Origin of the sequence: Rhodobacter sp. SY28-1 (genome assembly GCF_005222785.1) — a bacterium.
Lineage (GTDB): Bacteria > Pseudomonadota > Alphaproteobacteria > Rhodobacterales > Rhodobacteraceae > Tabrizicola.
In genome coordinates, this window is the sequence record NZ_STGH01000001.1 from 1,227,425 (window position 1) to 1,243,528 (window position 16,104).

Below are 16,104 nucleotides of genomic sequence, written 5' to 3' on the forward strand. Positions count from 1 at the left end.
GCGTACCGCTTTGGCCAAAGAGCCTTTGCCGGGGAAAGGCGGCGGCGCCTATCCCGGAAGTACCGCAATTGCGGCCCTCCTTCCCGGGGGTCGGCTGCATTTGCAGCACGGTCCGATCGACATCGTGGCCGAAGCCTTTGGCGAGGTGTCTGCCGTGCGGGCGGGATACGCACGGGCCGCCGCGCGCTTTGCGACCGTGCTTGAGGAACTGGTGGCCGAGCTTCCCGCCTTGCGCACCGATGGCGCCGGGGTCGAAGGCGCGATCGCCCGGAGCATGACCGCTGCGGTTGCCCCGTTCCGGCCCGCATTCATCACCCCGATGGCTGCAGTCGCGGGGGCTGTGGCCGAGCATGTCCTGGCCGCACTTGTCGGAACGGGGATCACGCGGGCCTATGCGAACAACGGCGGCGACATCGCGGTCTGGCTTGACCGAGATGAAAGCCTGACCTGCGCGCTGGCGGTGACCGGCGGGATAGACCGGGTGACGCTGCGCGGCAGAGATCCGGTTCGGGGCATTGCGACCTCGGGTTGGCGTGGGCGGAGTTTTTCGCTTGGCGTCGCCGATGCGGTGACGGTGCTCGCGCGGACGGCGGCGATGGCCGACGCCGCCGCGACGATGATCGCGAATGCGGTGGATCTTGACCATCCGGGAATCGTGCGGCGTCCGGCGCGGGACCTGCAATTGGACAGCGATCTTGGCGACCGGCTGGTGACAGTCGAAGTACCGGCGTTCTCTGCTCAGGACAGGGCGCGGGCGCTTGATGCGGGACTTGCCGCCGCGGAAGCGTTCCGGGCGCGCGGCTTGATTGAAGGGGCCGCACTTTTCTTGCAGGGTGAAACCAGGGTGAGTGGGATTTCCTCTTTGGAGGTGACGGGTGGCTGAATTCGCGGTGCGCAAGATATTGCTGCAGATCGAGGAGATCCGGCACGAGGGCGGGCCGGTCGCAGAGCCTCCGCCGGTTCGGGGCGCGATTTATGCGATCTGCGCCAACCCGTTTGCGGGACGCTATGTGCCCGACCTGCAGTTCGCAATGGAAACGCTGAAGCCGCTTGCGCTGGACCTGACCGATCGGCTCGTGGCCGCATTGGGCGGGCGGACGGGCATCGATGCCTACGGCAAGGGTGCGATCGTTGGCGAAGCCGGTGAAAGCGAACACGGGGCGCTCTGGCACGTCGCGGGCGGCTACGGCATGCGCGAGCGGCTTGGCGAGTGTCGCGCGATCGTGCCTAGTGCGATGAAAGTCGCGGGCATGGGCGCGACGCTGGACATTCCGCTGGGGCATCTGAACGCGGCCTATGTCCGGTCGCGTTTTGACGTTATCACGGTCACCTGCCCTGATGGCCCGCGCAGTCATGAGGTTCTCTTTGCGCTTGCAATGGCGCGCGGGGGACGCGTCCATTCGCGCATGGGCGGTCTGGAGATCGACCAGGTGAAGGGGGAGGATGGGTTGCGGTGAGGGTCAGACCGGGCGCAGACCGCAAGGGGGGCTTCTGCCGGGGATTCGGCAGGCGTCTTGGTCTTGCGGGCGTCGCGGCAGTTCTAGTTCCGGGGGTGGGCTTTGCCTGCGCCCTGCCGCCATCGGTGATCCTGACGCTGCCCACGGGTCATTACATCACCGCCGCCGCACTGACCGTTGCGCTGACGGCAGTCCTTGGGGCCATGGTCCACCTGATGCCTGCAATGGAGGAGCGGCTTGTCTGGGAAAGACCGGTCATCCTGCCCGATACCGTGACCTCCTATCTGGCCTTTCTCGTCTTCCTCGGCCTGATCTTCGTCGGTTTCTTCGGCGAGCGGGACCCGATGCACAACCTGATGACGCTGGTCTTCTGGACCGGCGTGTGGATCGCGGTGCCGTTGGCCTCAATGCTCATCGGCAATGTCTGGCGGTCAATAAATCCGTGGATTGCGCCGGTCCGGATTGCCCGGTCGCTGTTGGGTCGAACCGGTCCCATCGGGCTGTCGCGTCTTGGTCACTGGCCTGCGGTCATCGGCTATGCCGGGTTCGCCTGGTTTCAACTCGTCTCGCTCTATCCCGACGACCCGGCAGTTCTTGCCTCGGTGGCTCTGGGCTATTGGCTGGTGATCTTTGTGCTGGCTACGCTGGAGGGTGAGGAGTGGCTGGAGAAGGGCGAGTTCCTGACGCTGCTCTTTTCCCTCATCGCCAAAGTCTCTCCGCTCTGGCTTCAGGTCAGCGGTCGCCGTGCCCGGCTGATGGGCGGATGGCCAGGCACCCAGGTGCTTCGGATGCCACCACTGACGGTGTCCGCGATGGTCTTTGTCAGCCTTGCACTGGCCAGCCTGACCTTTGACGGGCTGATGGAGACGTTCTGGTGGCAGGCGCTGATCGGACAAAACCCGTTGGAGCCGACGGGACGCAGTGCGGTGATGGGGATCAACACGGTGGGGTTGCTGGCGGTCTGGGTGCTGACGCTGGCCTTGATCTTGGGTGCGATCGTGCTGGGACGTGGCATCGGGGGCGGGTTTGCCTCCGGGCCGGTCATGCTGTCGTTTCTTGCGATTGCAGCCGGCTACCATGCCGCGCATTACCTGGTGATGTTGCTGACGGCGGGCCAGTACACGCTGGCTGCCTTGAACGACCCGCTGTTCACCGGCGAAAGCTTCCTGGGTCTGCCGCCCTACTACGTCTCGTTCGGCTTCCTGACCGACCCCCGGGTGATGCCGATGATCTACGGAACACAGTTTGCGGCGATCCTCGGCGCGCATCTGTTGGCCGTGGTGCTGGTGCTGAAACTGGCAGGCCGCGACGCAAGGCCCGTCGCACACTTGCCGATGACCGTGTTGATGGTCGCCTATACCGTTCTGGGCCTTTGGCTGCTGTCTACCGCCAGGACCGGCTGAATGACGGGACTTCTCCGAGGCCGGCGGGCCTCATGACAATCAAGGGCCCGATACGAGGCCGCAACAGTGGAGCGACGAACATGACGAGAAACACACTTCTTCATCCGACCCGCCGCAACTTGCTGCTTACAAGCGGTGCGGGACTTCTGGCAGCGGCGCTGCCCGGGCATGTCGGCGCGCAAGCGGCACCGATCAAGATCGGCTTTCAACTGCACCGGACCGGCATCGGGGCCAGCTACGGCCGCTGGTACGAGCGCACCGCACAGGCTGCCATCAAACTGATCAATGATGGCGGCGGCATTGGCGGCCGCCCGGTCGAAATCCTGTTTGAGGATGACGCAACCGATCCCAAGCGCGGCTCGGAAGTCGTTGACAAGCTTACCCAGTCCGATGGCTGTGACGTGGTGATGGGAACGCTCTTCTCCCATGTGGTCATCGGGTCTGCCCCGCGGGCGGGCGAACTGAAAGTGCCTTATCTCGTCTGCTCGGAAGGCTATCATGTCGCAAGCGGCATGCTGAACCGCTGGACGCTGCAGCCCGGCATCACCGACGTGCGCAGCCAGATTGCATCGATGGCGCCGTGGGTTTCGGCCAACCTTGGAAAGAAGGTCACGATGATCTTCCCGGACTTCGCCTTCGGTCACGACCACCGCGATTTCTTTACCGCCGCGATGGCGGCCCAGGGCGGTGAAGTCATCGCGCAGATCGCGATCCCTCCGACCGAGACCAGCTTCACTCGATACTTCCCGCAGATACCTGCCGAAACCGAAGTCCTTTACCACGTCATGGTCGGCCCCGCCGTTCTGACCTTCGTCAAGGAACTGGGCGAGTTCTACGGCTCGGGCGCGAAGCCGCCGTTCTTCGGGTTCATCGACTCCTTGGAAGCGGTTGATACTGCCACTCCGGGTCTGGAATTCCTGGAAGGTAGCTATTTCTGGGAAGGCCACAACCGGGTGAAACCGGCCGACGCGGGCGAGCATGAGGCCGCCTACCGGGCCGCCGTGGGCGTCGATGACAACGGCGCCTCGGTCAGCGATACGGCAGATGTTGCGACCTATTCCCACATGTTTTCCACTTGGGAGACGCTTTTCGCGATCAAGGCTGGCATGGAGGCCTCTGGGTACACCGGTCCCACTGACCGGCAGAAATTCGTCGAAGCGATGGAAGCGATGGCGGACCTGCCATACGGCATCGAGCGGCCGCAGGGTGCCAAGGTGTTCAACGGCAAGACCCACCAGGTCTTCGGCACGCAGAACATCTCCCAGGTCCAGGGGGGCAAGCTGATCCGCGTCCACCAGACCAGCATGGCCGATGGCGCCTATAAGGATGCCGTCGACTATACGACAATGTCCTTCTAGGGCCGAAAGGGCGGGCAAGGCCCGCCCAGTTTTCCGCACGATACGGGGTGGCCGTCTGGCCGCCCCCCGAATGCCTGGACCCAGATGACCTTCGGACCATTCTTGCTTCTTGCCCTGATGGAAGGCCTCGTGACGGCTGCTGTCCTTGCGTTGGCCGCAAGCGGGCTGTCGCTGGTCTTCGGAGTCATGCGCGTCGTCAACGTCGCGCATGGGGCGTTCTACATGCTGGGTGCCGTCCTCGCCTGGGCAGTAGCGCAGCATGTGCCAGGCCCTGCCGCGATCGCATTTGCCGCCGCCATCATCGTCGCGCCCCTTGTCGTCGGTGCGCTGGCGGCCGCGACGGACGGGCTGATCCTGAAGCGTCTGAACTACGACCCCGAGGCGACCATCGTCGCCACCATCGGGCTTCTGTACATGATCGAGCAGGCCACGCTCAGCCTGTACGGCCCCAACGCCAACCCGGTTCAGGCCCCGTTCGAATGGCGCATCCAGCTGCCGTGGTTCGGCTATTCCGGCTACAAGCTTTTCGTCGTCCTCGCCGCCTGTGTGGTGCTTCTCACCCTTTGGGCCTTCATCACGCGCACCAAGGCGGGGCTCATCATGCGTGCGACGCAAGTTGACCGTACCACCGCCCGCAGCTTCGGGATCAATGTCGACCGGGTCTACATGGGCACCTTCGCCCTGGGTGCTGGCCTTGCCGCCCTTGCCGGGGTGCTGATCGTGCCAATCCAGCAGGCGCATTACCTGATGGGCGGCGACACGCTTCTTCTGTCGTTCATCGTCGTCATCATCGGCGGGCTGGGCAGTCTGCGCGGCACCCTGATCGCCGCTATTGTCATCGGATTGTGTGACGGCGTGATCTCGATGTTCTTTGCGCCGACGCTGGCGAAAATTCTCGCCACGCTCTTGGTCGCCATGGTCCTCGTCTTCCGCCCGCAGGGCCTGTTCGGAGCAAGATCGTGAAGGTCTGGGCGCTCCACCTTGCCCTGATCGCGGCGCTGTTCACGGCGCAGTTCGTGCTGTCGCCCTATCATACCACCAACCTCGCCCGGATTATGGTGCTGGCCATCTTTGCCATGGGGTACAATCTCGCCTTCGGCTACACGGGGCTGCTGTCGCTTGGTCACGCGCTCCTCTTAGGCGCGGGGATGTATGCGGCTGGGCTTTCTGCGCAGCTTTGGGGTCTTGCTGCGGGACCCGCGTTGCTTGTCGGAACATTGGCAGGCGGCACGATGGCCGCTGCAGTGGGATTGTTAGCGCTGCGGACGGCCGGGGTCAGCTTCATGATCGTGACGCTCATGTTTGCCCAAGCCGGGTATCTGACGATCCTCTACTTCGCGCCCACGACCGGCGGGGACGAGGGATTTACCGTCGCCGCCGCCGGCCGGACATTTGCAGGGTTCGACCTTGCCACGGACACGCCTCGCTTCCTATCGGCCCTTGCCCTTTTTGCCGTTGGCCTTCTTGTCAGCCTTGCGCTTGTACGCTCACCCTTCGGTCGGACCCTCGTGGCGATGCGCGAGAATGAAGAGCGGTCACGGATGCTTGGCTACAATCCCTTTGCCGTGAAACTCGCCGCGCTGACGATATCGGGTCTTTATGCGGGGGCAGCCGGTGCGGCTTACGCGCTGCTCTTTGGCTATGTCGGCGCAAGCTTCGCGACGATCCAGTATTCGATCCTGCCGATGCTTTATGTTCTCCTCGGCGGGGCGGGCACGACGCTCGGCCCCTTCCTTGGCGCGGCCTTGATGTTTGCGTTGATCGAGGTCGCGTCAGGCCTTACCACCGCCTATCTGTTCTTCGTCGGGCTGGCCCTGGTGGCGCTTGTCCTCTTCGCTCCGAAAGGGATCCTTGGCACGATCCGCGAAAGGTGGGTCAAATGGCTCCCCTGATCGAGACGCACGGACTTACCCTCCATTTCGGCGGCCTGAAGGCCGTGGACGGGGTCGATTTCACGTTGCGCCCGGGGGAAATCCACGCCCTCATCGGCCCGAATGGCGCGGGCAAGACAACCTTCGTCAGCCTGCTTTCGGGGCGCCGGCTGCCCCAATCCGGTGCCATCTTGCTGGATGGAGAAGACATCAGCCGACTTCCTGCCCATGCGCGGGTCAGAAAGGGCATCGCCTACACCTTCCAGGTCACCTCGATCTTCCCGCGCCTGACTGTCTTCGACAACGTGGCTCTGGCCGTCCAGTCACATGGCGCGAAAGACTTGCCCGCGAAAACCCGCGCCGCGCTGGCCCGCGTCGGTCTGCAGGACCTTGAGGCACAGGAGGCCCAGACCCTTTCCTACGGACACCAACGCCTTCTCGAGCTTGCGATGGGGCTTGCCCTCAACCCCCGCCTCCTGATCCTGGACGAGCCGACGCAGGGCCTTGCCGCCAGCGAAATCGCGGGCTTCAAGTCGCTGGTCCAAGGCCTGGTCCCGGAAACCACCGTCCTGCTGATCGAGCACAACATCGAGGTGGTCATGGATCTCGCCACTCGGATCACCGTCCTGAACTTTGGCCAGGTTCTGGCCACGGGCACGCCAGCCGAAATCCGTGCCAACCCCGCTGTGCAGGAGGCTTATCTTGGCGCTTGACGTGCAGGGCATCATCGCAGGCTACGGCCCCGTCACCGTCCTGCGCGGTGTTGATTTCCGTGCGGAACCTGGTCAGGTCACCTGCCTTATGGGCCGGAACGGAGTGGGGAAGTCCACCCTGCTCAAATGCCTAATGGGCCTTGTCCCTGCGGCATCTGGCACCATCCACCTGAACGGCATGGCCCTTGAAAGCCTTCCTGCCCATGAGGTGCCCAAGCGCGGCCTGGCCTATGTTCCGCAAGGCCGTCGCCTGTTCGGCCCGCTGACCGTGGCGGAAAACCTGGCGATTGGCGGTCTGGTGCAGGGCAACGACGAGGCCTCCCTGCACCGTGTCCTGACCCTTTTCCCCCGGCTCCGCGAGCGCCTGACCCAGACCGCCCAGACCTTGTCCGGCGGCGAGCAGCAGATGCTGGCGATCGCCCGGGCACTTTGCCTTGCGCCGAAGGTCCTGCTCCTCGACGAGCCGACCGAAGGCCTGCAGCCGTCGATGATCACGCTCATCCAGGAGGCGGTCCTGACGCTGAAGGCGCAGGGTGTCGCGGTCGTGTTGGTCGAACAGCGGGTCGATGCGGTGCTGAAACTGGCGGACAGCGTCGCTTTCATGACGGGCGGGCGGATCGAGAAGACCGTCCCAGCCATGGAGTTGCAGCCAGGTGCCGAAGTGTTTCGAACCTATGTGGGTGTCTGAATGACCGGGCTTGTCGCAGGCGTTGATGTGGGCGGAACCTTCACCGATTTGGTGATCTTTGATCCCGCGACCGGTGCGGTGCGGCTGGCCAAGGTACCGACCACGCTACCGAACCAGTCTGGCGGCGTGCTGAATGCCTTCGCCGAGGCGGAGGCGGACCTGTCCAGCATTGACCTGATCGTTCACGGCACGACGACCACGACCAACGCCGTGCTGGAGCGGCAGCTTTCGAAGACCGGCCTCATCACGACAATGGGCTTTCGCGACGTGCTGGAGCTTGGTCGCCGTACACGCCCGCAAGCCTACGGCATGAAGGGGCATTTCGTCCCGGTCATCCCCCGCGATTTGCGCCTGGAAGTGCCGGAACGGATGGACGCACGCGGCCGGGTGCTGACCCCGTTGGACGAAGCTGCGCTTCGAAAGGCTGTGACCGAGCTTCGCGACGCAGGTTGCGAGGCGCTGGTGATCCACTTCCTGCACGCTTATGCCAACCCGGCCCATGAAGTGCGGGCGGGCGAGATCGCAAAGGGGATCTGGCCGAATGCGTACATCACGCTGGGGCACAAGCTTCTGTCGGAAGCCCGCGAGTATGAGCGGGGCGTCACCGCCGCGGTGAATGCCTCGGTCCAGCCCTTGCTTGAACGCTATGTGGTCCGACTGGCCGATCAACTGGCCGAAAAGGGCTATGCGCGCGACCTTCTGGTGATGAATGGCAATGGCGGGATGATTTCTGCCAAGGACGTGGCGAAAGAGGCCGTGAAAACCGTGATGTCGGGCCCGGCCTCAGGCGTGATGGCGGCAGTAGCGACGGGGCGGCGGGCCGGGATGCCCAACCTCTTGACCTATGACATGGGCGGGACCTCGACTGATGTCGCGATGATCAAAGGCGGGGTTGCGCCGGTCTCGAACGAGATCGAGGTCGAATATGCCATGCCGATCCATGTGCCGATGGTCGACGTCCGCACCGTGGGGGCGGGTGGGGGGTCCATCGCGCGGATTGATGCGGGCGGCATGTTGCGGGTTGGGCCGGAAAGCGCGGGTTCCACCCCCGGACCAGTCTGCTATGGGCGCGGCGGCACCAGGGTCACGATTTCCGACGCGAACCTGATCCTTGGCCGCTTGCCGGCAAGCCGTTTCGGTCAGGCCGCAGAGGCAGCCTTCTCGGCGATGCAAGCGCAGATAGCCGCACCCCTCGACCTGTCCGTCGAGGCCGCCGCCGAGGCCGTCATCCGCATCGCCAACACCCATATGGCTGGCGCAATCCGGATGGTCTCGATCTCCATGGGCGCTGATCCGCGCGACTTTGCCCTGTTCGCCTTCGGCGGCGCGGGTCCCTTGCATGCCGTGGCTCTGGCAAAAGAGCTGAACGTTCCCAAGGTCCTGATCCCGGCGCGTCCAGGCATAACCAATGCCTTGGGATGTGTGTTGGCAGACCTTCGGCATGACTTCGTGCGCACGCTGAACCGTCCGCTTGATGCAGCCGACTTCGCCCATGTTCATCGCGTTCTGGCAGAACAGGAAGCCGAAGGTCGCCGCCTGATCGGCCATGAAAAGATTGCGCTGACCTCGGTTCGGACAGAGGTCTCCGCCGACATGCAGTTCGTCGGTCAAACGCATCTCTTGCGGGTCCAACTGCCCTCGGCCACACCGGACCGCGAACAGCTCCAGCGGCTTTTCGAGGCCGCCTACCGCACAAGATTCCGCGTCGATCTTCCGACGATCCGGGCCAATCTGGTGAACCTGAACGTCTCGGTCATCGGCGAGCGCCCGGCCCTGGACCTGTCGCGGTTGATCGACCCCAAGGGCAGACTGGACAAGGCTGAACCCGCCTCGCACCGCAAGGTCTGGTTCGAAAGCTGGCACGAAACGCCGGTCTACTGGCGCGATCACTTGCCTTTGGAGATTGACCTGAAGGGGCCCGTCATAATCGAACAGATGGACACGACCGTCGTGGTGGACCCTGGCGCGCGCGTCACCTCGGATGGCGAAGGCAATCTGATTGTGGAGGTCGCGGCATGATCGACCCCGTCACCCTTGCGGTCATCCAGGCGGCCCTGCAGCAGATCTGCGACGAGATGGACTTGACCTTCTCGCGCGCTGCCTTTTCGCCGGTCATCGCCGAAGCGAACGATCGGTCGGACGGCATCTATTCCGCCACCGATGGCAGTCTGATCGCGCAGGGGTCCAAAGGCTTGCCGGTCTTTGTGGGCGTCATGCAATTTTCGACCCGCACGATACTGGAGCGGATCGCCGCGGGCCTGACCGCCGCACCCGAACCCGGCGACATCTACATCGTCAATGATCCCTATCTGGGCGGCACCCATCTGATGGATGTGCGCTTTGCGATGCCGGTCTGGCGCGACGGCCGGATCTACTGCTGGCTATCGAACACCGGACATTGGCCCGACACCGGGGGCGCGGTCCCCGGGGGTTTCTCCGCCAGTGCCATCAGCTCTGAACAAGAGGGGCTTCGGATCCCGCCGGTCAAGCTGTTCAAGAAAGGCGAGCTGGATCAGGAGATCTACCAGATCATCTGCTCGAACATCCGCGTGTCGGAACAACGGATCGGCGACGTCAAGGCCCAGGCCTCGGCGCTCTTGGTCGGGGCCGAGCGGCTGGGCCTCGTTCTCGATCGCTACGGCGACGCGACTGTGACCGAAGCGATTGCCGAGATGCGGAAGCTGGCAGCGCGGCAGATGCGGGCGATGATCGGCCTCATTCCGGACGGGACCTACCTGTCGTGGGCCATCGTGGACAGCGATGGGGTCGTGAACGAACCGCTGACGATTGCCCTGGCCGTTACCAAAGGTGCAGGCGATCTGACCTTCGACTTTGCCGGATCGTCGACGCCCTGCATGGGTCCGATGAACTCGGTCCGAGCGACGACCCTCTCGGCGGTCTATCTTGCGATGCGGCATATCTTCCCGGACGTGCCGATTTCGGCAGGCGCTTTCGAGCCGCTGGCCGTGACTGGCATCGAAGGCACGTTCCTCGATGCTCAGTATCCCCGCCCGGTCAGCGGCTGCGCGGCCGAGGTCAGCCAGCGCATCGCCGAGGCGGTCTTTGCCGCATTAGTCCAAGCGGTGCCTGACCGGGTGACAGCAGCCCCCGCGGGCACCTCCGGCAACTTTGGCCTTGGCGGGCATGACCCGGAAAGGGGCCGCGACTATGTGATGTACCAGATCTCGGGCGGTGGCTATGGCGGCTTTGCTGAGGGCGACGGGATCTCCAACGGTTGCTCGACGATTGGCATCTCCAAGGCGCCACCCGTTGAGATCATGGAGCAGACCTATCCCGTCCTCTACCGCCGATACGCGCTCCACGAAGGCTCGGGCGGCGCAGGACAGCATCGCGGCGGGTTCGGGCTGGACTACGAGATTGAGCTCCTGCGAGGCGAGGCCAGGGCAAGTTTCGTGATGGATCATGGCCGGGTCGGGCCGCAGGGTGCTTTGGGCGGTCAGGATGGCGCCGTGAACCGGGTCGAGGTGATCCGCGATGGTGTCACGCTTGTCCCCGAGCACTTGTCCAAGGCGCAGGACATCGCGCTTAAACCCGGCGACCGGGTCCGGGTGCGCACCCCTGGTGGCGGCGGTTATGGCCCGCCTGCCGCCCGCGACCCCGCGCTCGTGGCCGAGGACGTGCGGCTGGGACGATACAGCCCAGCGGACGCCGCACGCCTTTGGCCTGACCACTAGGGTCCAGACGGATTGATCGTCAAAGCCAGAACATGACCGTTGCGGCGAGAGCGACGGCGGACAGGATGGTCTTGGCGCATCTGTCGTAGCAGGTTGCGACACGGCGCCAGTCTTTCAGGCGACCGAGCATGATCTCGGTCCGGTTGCGGCGGCGATAGCGGCGCTTGTGGTAGCGGACGACTTTCCCGTGCGATGTCCGACCAGGGACTCAGGGACGCATCCCCTTGTCCTTCAACGCTTCTCGGAATCAGTCGGCTCTCGCCGGCTCGCTCGAACCGATGGTGGGCTCACCCCTCATCATCGCACCATCGCTACAACGTAAGCCATTGCGGTTGAAGAAGATTATGCCGCTCAACACCCGCCGGTCACCGACCCGCGGCTTGCCATGGCTCTTCGGATAGAACGGCTTCAATCGTGCCATGTGCTCGTCCGTCAGCCAGAGAAGATTGCTAATCATCACCCCCGTCAGCTCGAAGGCTTGAATCACGCTGCGACAGCAGCCTCAAGCAGTTCAATAGGTCCTGACCCTGGTTCCCTGTTGCGAGTGAAACAGGGAAATCAGGTGTAAGCCTCTGCCACTGAACGAAGATCTTTCGACCGAACTGGCGAAAGTGCTGCTTTGAGGGCCCATAGAATGAAAATTCCCTGACAGTTCCCCGTTTCAGAAGAAACCGGACCAGCAACCTGATGCTCGCCACTTTCGTAGGGGCGATCAGCGTGTGGTGTCCGAAGGCTGCGCGTCTCGCGCCAGCTTGCCACTGCACAAGCCGCGGAACTTGTGGGAGAAATCCCGCACGCACAGGGATGCGACTGGAGAGATGGGAATGGGTGGCGGACCCGGAGGCCGCCATTCTTGCGTTTGCTCCCGTTGCATCCCTGAACGACGGAGTGCAAATATATCCAATAAACGCAGGCGTTTGTCGGTGTGTCGTGTTTCATGCCGTTGCATGCCACCCTGTCCTGTGTCATTCTCTTTGATGGGTATGATTGCGGGAAAATAAGAAGATGCCGAAAATAGCTGCCGAACTTGGCCCTCTGGACGTAAAGCGCCTAGCCCACCCCGGTGGGAAGGGTAACCTCATGGTGCCGGTCGGCGGAGTTACTGGCCTCTATATGCAGCTCACCCCGACCGGGGCGAAGTCATGGATTCTGCGGATGCTGATCGGCGGCCGCCGCAGGGATATCGGACTGGGCGGGTTTCCGACCGTCACGCTCTCACAAGCCCGCGAGAAGGCGAGAGAGGCGCGCGACAAGGTGGAGCGGGGAGTTGATCCGGTTGAGGAGCGGAAAGCAGCTAGGGCGCGGCTGATCGAGGCGCGCCGAAAGGGCATGCTGTTTAGCGAAGCGGTGGACAAGGCGCTTGCTGCAAAGCTGGACGCGTTCCGCAATGAGAAGCACCGCGCCCAGTGGCGCAGCACTCTGGACAACTATGCCATTCCTGAAATTGGCGCGATGCCTGTCGGAGCGATTGATACAGCCGCCGTTCTGCGCTGCCTTCAGCCCATCTGGGCGACAAAGACAGAGACCGCTACCCGCCTTCGCGGGCGGATCGAGGCGGTTCTATCGTGGGCTACGGTGGCCGGGCACAGAAGCGGCGACAACCCGGCGCGCTGGTCTGGTAACCTTAAGGAACTACTGCCAGCGGCCAGCAAGGTAGCAAAGGAAAGCAACCACCCTGCATTGCAACTGGACGATGCCGCCCCGTGGTTTGCGGACTTGCGGGCGCGCGAGGGCTTCCCGGCGAGAGCATTGGAGTTTCTTGCCCTCACTGCCGCCAGATCGGGCGAGGTGCGGGGCGCAAGGTGGGATGAAATCGACCTTGCTAAGGCCCTTTGGATTGTGCCTGCCCACCGAATGAAAATGCAGCGTGAGCACCGCGTGCCCCTAACTGCGGAAGCGGTTGACCTGTTGAAGGCTCTGCCCCGGCTGGACCGCAACCCTCTGGTGTTTCCGGGGGCCAAGGGTGGGCAGCTTTCTGACATGGCTCTCTCCATGCTTATGAAGCGCCAGCACACGGCGGCAGTTGATCGCGGGGCTGAGGGCTATCTAGACCGCGTGAGCAAGCGTCCTGCCGTGCCTCATGGCTTGCGCAGCACCTTCAGGGATTGGGTGGCAGAGCGGACGCAATATCCGGGCGAAATGGCCGAAGTTGCACTTGCCCACCGGATCAGCAATGCGGTGGAGGCGGCCTACCGGCGAGGCGATATGATCGAAAAGCGGCGGCGGATGATGGCAGACTGGGCCAACTTCCTGTCTGACCGGGCACTGGGCGGCAACGTGGTGAGGATTGGTTGATGTGGTGCCCCGAGGGTTACATCAGCTTGGCCGAGTTGCTGAATGCTTTCTACACGGTTGCCGATGAAAGGCTCTGGTCTGGTGAGCTTGAGCGGGGAACAACGGACGCCCCAGAACCCCGCTTTCAAATCGACACCGGCCCACCACATGACGAATGCAAGGCATTTGCCAATTGGCTGATGGGCCGCTTTCTCGATCAGTATGCAAACGAGATCCGAGTTGCTTCCCCCAGCGGCTCCGTTCTGCACATTGCACCCAGCCTGCTGATGGTCGAAACTGACGACCCTTTTGACTACAATGACTACAGGCAGTTTCCTGAGTCGCGGGACGGTCGCCTTAGGGCAGGGAGCGTTCGCACTGTCTGGATAGACTTCGAAGGCATGAAGATTACCGAGAATTTAGCGGGCACATTCGACCAAGTTTTCCGCCCCATTGTGAACTTTCCCCTTTGTATTTCCCTTTCCGCAATACCTATGCAGGCAGAAGCGCTCGTTGATAAGGTTCTGGAGCGAGCGAGCATTGAAGCGGAGGAAGCCATCGCTTTCAAAAGTGGAAGCGAGTTTAAGGACATAGTGTTGCAGATGGTTGAGGCTTGGGACCGTGGCGAAATCACAAACAAAGCTATCGGGAGGATGCGTTTCGGGCGAGGAAGGAAGACAGCCGAATGGCTCGCCCTCTGGCGCGAGCTAGGCATAGCTCGCCCAGCCGCTTCAACGCCTGGGCGAAAGTCAAAGGGTGGAAATCGGTAAATCATTCGAAACGCTTTTCGATTTTTCTGCCGAAATTCGGTTGGCATGTTCATCCCAATGCAACACGCAAAAGGGATGCACATGATGGCTAAACCCGTAACGCCCGATCCGATCCGCAATGCCTATGCAGCGGACACCGACCTAGCCGCCCATTTCCGAGTTAGCCGGGCCACAATCTGGCGCTGGGCCAATGAGCGGCAATTTCCCGCCCCCGTGAAACTCTCGCCACAGATCACACGGTGGCGCTGGGCGGACGTGCAAGCGTGGGAAAAGGCTCCAGAACCCAAGACTGACAAGGTGGCCTGATTGGGTCGCATGGAAAACCCCGGCGCGCTGGCGGGCGCTACCGGCGCTGGGCAGTCTGAACATGCGTTCAAGTCCAAAGAATACCGCCTAAGAGCTGAGCGGGCAACGACCCTGTGCCTTGCGATTGCCGAGTGTGAGCCGGAGGACGCCGCACCGATCCTCTGGGAGGCGCTGGACGACTTCCACCGTAGAGGCCTTCCTGGTGCCCCTCTGACAAACCTTATGACCCATGCGACCGAATGGGCAGGGTGGGCGACGGAGAGTGAGCTGAAGGCCTATGCGGTGGCAGCCGCGAGGCGCATGCCCCCTGCGACGCGAGCGGCCTTCCTGGTCTATCTGGGGGGCGTAGCGTGATGCAGACCCATCCCAGCGACGGTGAGGGCAAGCCATGAGGCCGGACCATGACTTCACCGACTTAGAAAACGAGTATGAAAGCGAATGGATGAATTACGCCGATCCCGGCGGACGGAAGCCGGGAAGGACGGGCCGCGCCTTCAAGCTGGTTCGGTTTGCCGACCTGCAGGCGACCGAACCCGACTACCTTGTGGAGGGCCTGATCGAGCGCGGGAACATGGTGCTGATCTTCGGCGATCCTGCGGCGGGCAAGTCATTCCTGACCATCGACCTAGGCGCGTGTGTTGCCACTGGCACCAACTTCCACGGGCGGCCAACCAAAGCAGGGGCGGTGATCTACATCGCCGGAGAGGGGCACTCAGGCCTCGCCCGTCGTCGGATGGCTTGGGAGGCCGACAAGGGCTTTGCGTTGGCGGATCGGCAAGCCCCGCTCTTTGTCAGCACGGTAGCTGGGAACTTCCTGGATACCGTGACCACAGAGGCGGTGATTTCCGAGATCAAGGCGACCGTGGAGAGCGAAGGGCCGCCCGTGCTTATCGTTGTGGACACATTGGCGCGGAACTTCGGAGGGGGCGACGAAAACAGCACTTCAGACATGAACCGCTTTATCGCTGCGGTTGATCGCGTAAAGGATCAGTGGACGGGCTGCAGTGCCCTGATTGTTCACCACACTGGGCATGGCAACAAAACGCGGTCACGCGGTTCCTTCGCACTGACTGGGGCAGTGGACGCGGAATTCAGGGTGGAGAAAGACGGCATGGTCATGACCGTTATCAATACCAAAATGAAGGATGCGCCGACGCCCGCGCCGATGGCTTTTGATATGGTCGAGATGCAACTGGGGCAGGGCATGACTAGCCTTGCATTGCGCGAAACTGAGGTTCAAAAGCGTGCTTCCAAGGTTTCCGGTCAGGCTGAAATTGCCCTTCAGGCTTTTGGCGACGCGCTTGCCGATCACGGTGAGAAGAAAGTGGGGGAGAGCTTCCCACAGAACCGGCAGTGCGTCTCATTGGAGAGGTGGCGCGAGTATTGCGACCGACACGGTATATCGGGAAGCGAGAACCCGACCACTTGGCGAACCGCATTCCACAAAGCCAAGAACATCCTGCACAAGAAGGGGATCATACGAATATTGGACGGATATGCTTGGAGGGTCGAGGGATGACCGTTCCCGCCGTTCCCAACCGTTCCATGGAACATTTGGAACGCGGGGCA

At 62.8% G+C, this 16,104-nt stretch carries 15 protein-coding genes and 1 pseudogene; 15 read left to right on the top strand and 1 reads right to left on the bottom strand.

The genetic code is table 11. The features are described 5' to 3' along the window. The first annotated feature begins 25 nt into the window (after window positions 1-25). The 10 genes from E8M84_RS05990 (at window position 26) to E8M84_RS06035 (ending at window position 11,185) form a co-directional block, all read left to right on the top strand. Complete coding sequence (locus tag E8M84_RS05990) at window positions 26-883, top strand: UPF0280 family protein (RefSeq protein ID WP_346763685.1); 858 nt, start codon at window positions 26-28, stop codon at window positions 881-883. Next, window positions 876-1,457: an amino acid synthesis family protein gene (locus E8M84_RS05995; RefSeq protein ID WP_137110239.1), complete on the top strand. Its 582-nt coding sequence runs from the start codon at window positions 876-878 to the stop codon at window positions 1,455-1,457. Before E8M84_RS05990 ends, E8M84_RS05995 begins: the two co-directional genes overlap by 8 nt. Then, entirely contained in the window at window positions 1,454-2,860 is a 1,407-nt protein-coding gene (locus E8M84_RS06000; protein WP_137110240.1) for a hypothetical protein, read from the top strand. Before E8M84_RS05995 ends, E8M84_RS06000 begins: the two co-directional genes overlap by 4 nt. An 80-nt stretch (window positions 2,861-2,940) precedes the next feature. Next, window positions 2,941-4,218: an ABC transporter substrate-binding protein gene (locus tag E8M84_RS06005; protein ID WP_137110241.1), complete on the top strand. Its 1,278-nt coding sequence runs from the start codon at window positions 2,941-2,943 to the stop codon at window positions 4,216-4,218. Between the two features lie 84 nt (window positions 4,219-4,302). Then, window positions 4,303-5,181, top strand: coding sequence for a branched-chain amino acid ABC transporter permease (locus E8M84_RS06010; protein ID WP_137110242.1), 879 nt, complete (start codon window positions 4,303-4,305; stop codon window positions 5,179-5,181). Next, a complete protein-coding gene (locus tag E8M84_RS06015) occupies window positions 5,178-6,110 on the top strand; it encodes a branched-chain amino acid ABC transporter permease (protein WP_137110243.1) in 933 nt (310 codons plus the stop codon). The genes E8M84_RS06010 and E8M84_RS06015 overlap by 4 nt, the downstream gene beginning before the upstream one ends. Then, on the top strand, window positions 6,098-6,802 hold the full coding sequence (locus E8M84_RS06020) for an ABC transporter ATP-binding protein (protein WP_137110244.1): 705 nt from the start codon (window positions 6,098-6,100) through the stop codon (window positions 6,800-6,802). The genes E8M84_RS06015 and E8M84_RS06020 overlap by 13 nt, the downstream gene beginning before the upstream one ends. Next, complete coding sequence (locus tag E8M84_RS06025; protein ID WP_137110842.1) at window positions 6,789-7,490, top strand: ABC transporter ATP-binding protein; 702 nt, start codon at window positions 6,789-6,791, stop codon at window positions 7,488-7,490. The genes E8M84_RS06020 and E8M84_RS06025 overlap by 14 nt, the downstream gene beginning before the upstream one ends. Continuing rightward, a complete protein-coding gene (locus E8M84_RS06030; RefSeq protein WP_137110245.1) occupies window positions 7,491-9,509 on the top strand; it encodes a hydantoinase/oxoprolinase family protein in 2,019 nt (672 codons plus the stop codon). After that, window positions 9,506-11,185 carry a hydantoinase B/oxoprolinase family protein gene (locus E8M84_RS06035; RefSeq protein WP_137110246.1) on the top strand — a complete coding sequence of 560 codons (1,680 nt, stop codon included), beginning with the start codon at window positions 9,506-9,508 and terminating at the stop codon, window positions 11,183-11,185. The genes E8M84_RS06030 and E8M84_RS06035 overlap by 4 nt, the downstream gene beginning before the upstream one ends. 19 nt (window positions 11,186-11,204) lie before the next feature. On the opposite strand, the pseudogene E8M84_RS06040 reads toward E8M84_RS06035, so the two are convergent. Then, a pseudogene (locus E8M84_RS06040) lies at window positions 11,205-11,639 on the bottom strand (transposase). 626 nt (window positions 11,640-12,265) lie between these two features. Here E8M84_RS06040 and E8M84_RS06045 point away from each other — a divergent pair. The 5 genes from E8M84_RS06045 (at window position 12,266) to E8M84_RS06065 (ending at window position 16,054) form a co-directional block, all read left to right on the top strand. Continuing rightward, window positions 12,266-13,480: a site-specific integrase gene (locus E8M84_RS06045; protein WP_240790293.1), complete on the top strand. Its 1,215-nt coding sequence runs from the start codon at window positions 12,266-12,268 to the stop codon at window positions 13,478-13,480. 26 nt (window positions 13,481-13,506) lie between these two features. Next, window positions 13,507-14,229, top strand: a complete 723-nt coding sequence (locus E8M84_RS06050; protein WP_137110248.1) for a hypothetical protein — start codon at window positions 13,507-13,509, stop codon at window positions 14,227-14,229. 84 nt (window positions 14,230-14,313) lie between these two features. Beyond that, window positions 14,314-14,535, top strand: a complete 222-nt coding sequence (locus tag E8M84_RS21920; RefSeq protein ID WP_137110249.1) for an AlpA family phage regulatory protein — start codon at window positions 14,314-14,316, stop codon at window positions 14,533-14,535. Window positions 14,536-14,544: 9 nt separating this feature from the next. Continuing rightward, the gene (locus tag E8M84_RS06060; RefSeq protein WP_137110250.1) at window positions 14,545-14,889 is read left to right on the top strand and encodes a hypothetical protein; all 345 of its coding nucleotides are present in this window, start codon (window positions 14,545-14,547) and stop codon (window positions 14,887-14,889) included. A 34-nt stretch (window positions 14,890-14,923) separates the two neighbouring features. After that, a complete protein-coding gene (locus E8M84_RS06065) occupies window positions 14,924-16,054 on the top strand; it encodes a helicase RepA family protein (protein ID WP_137110251.1) in 1,131 nt (376 codons plus the stop codon). Window positions 16,055-16,104 lie beyond the last annotated feature (50 nt).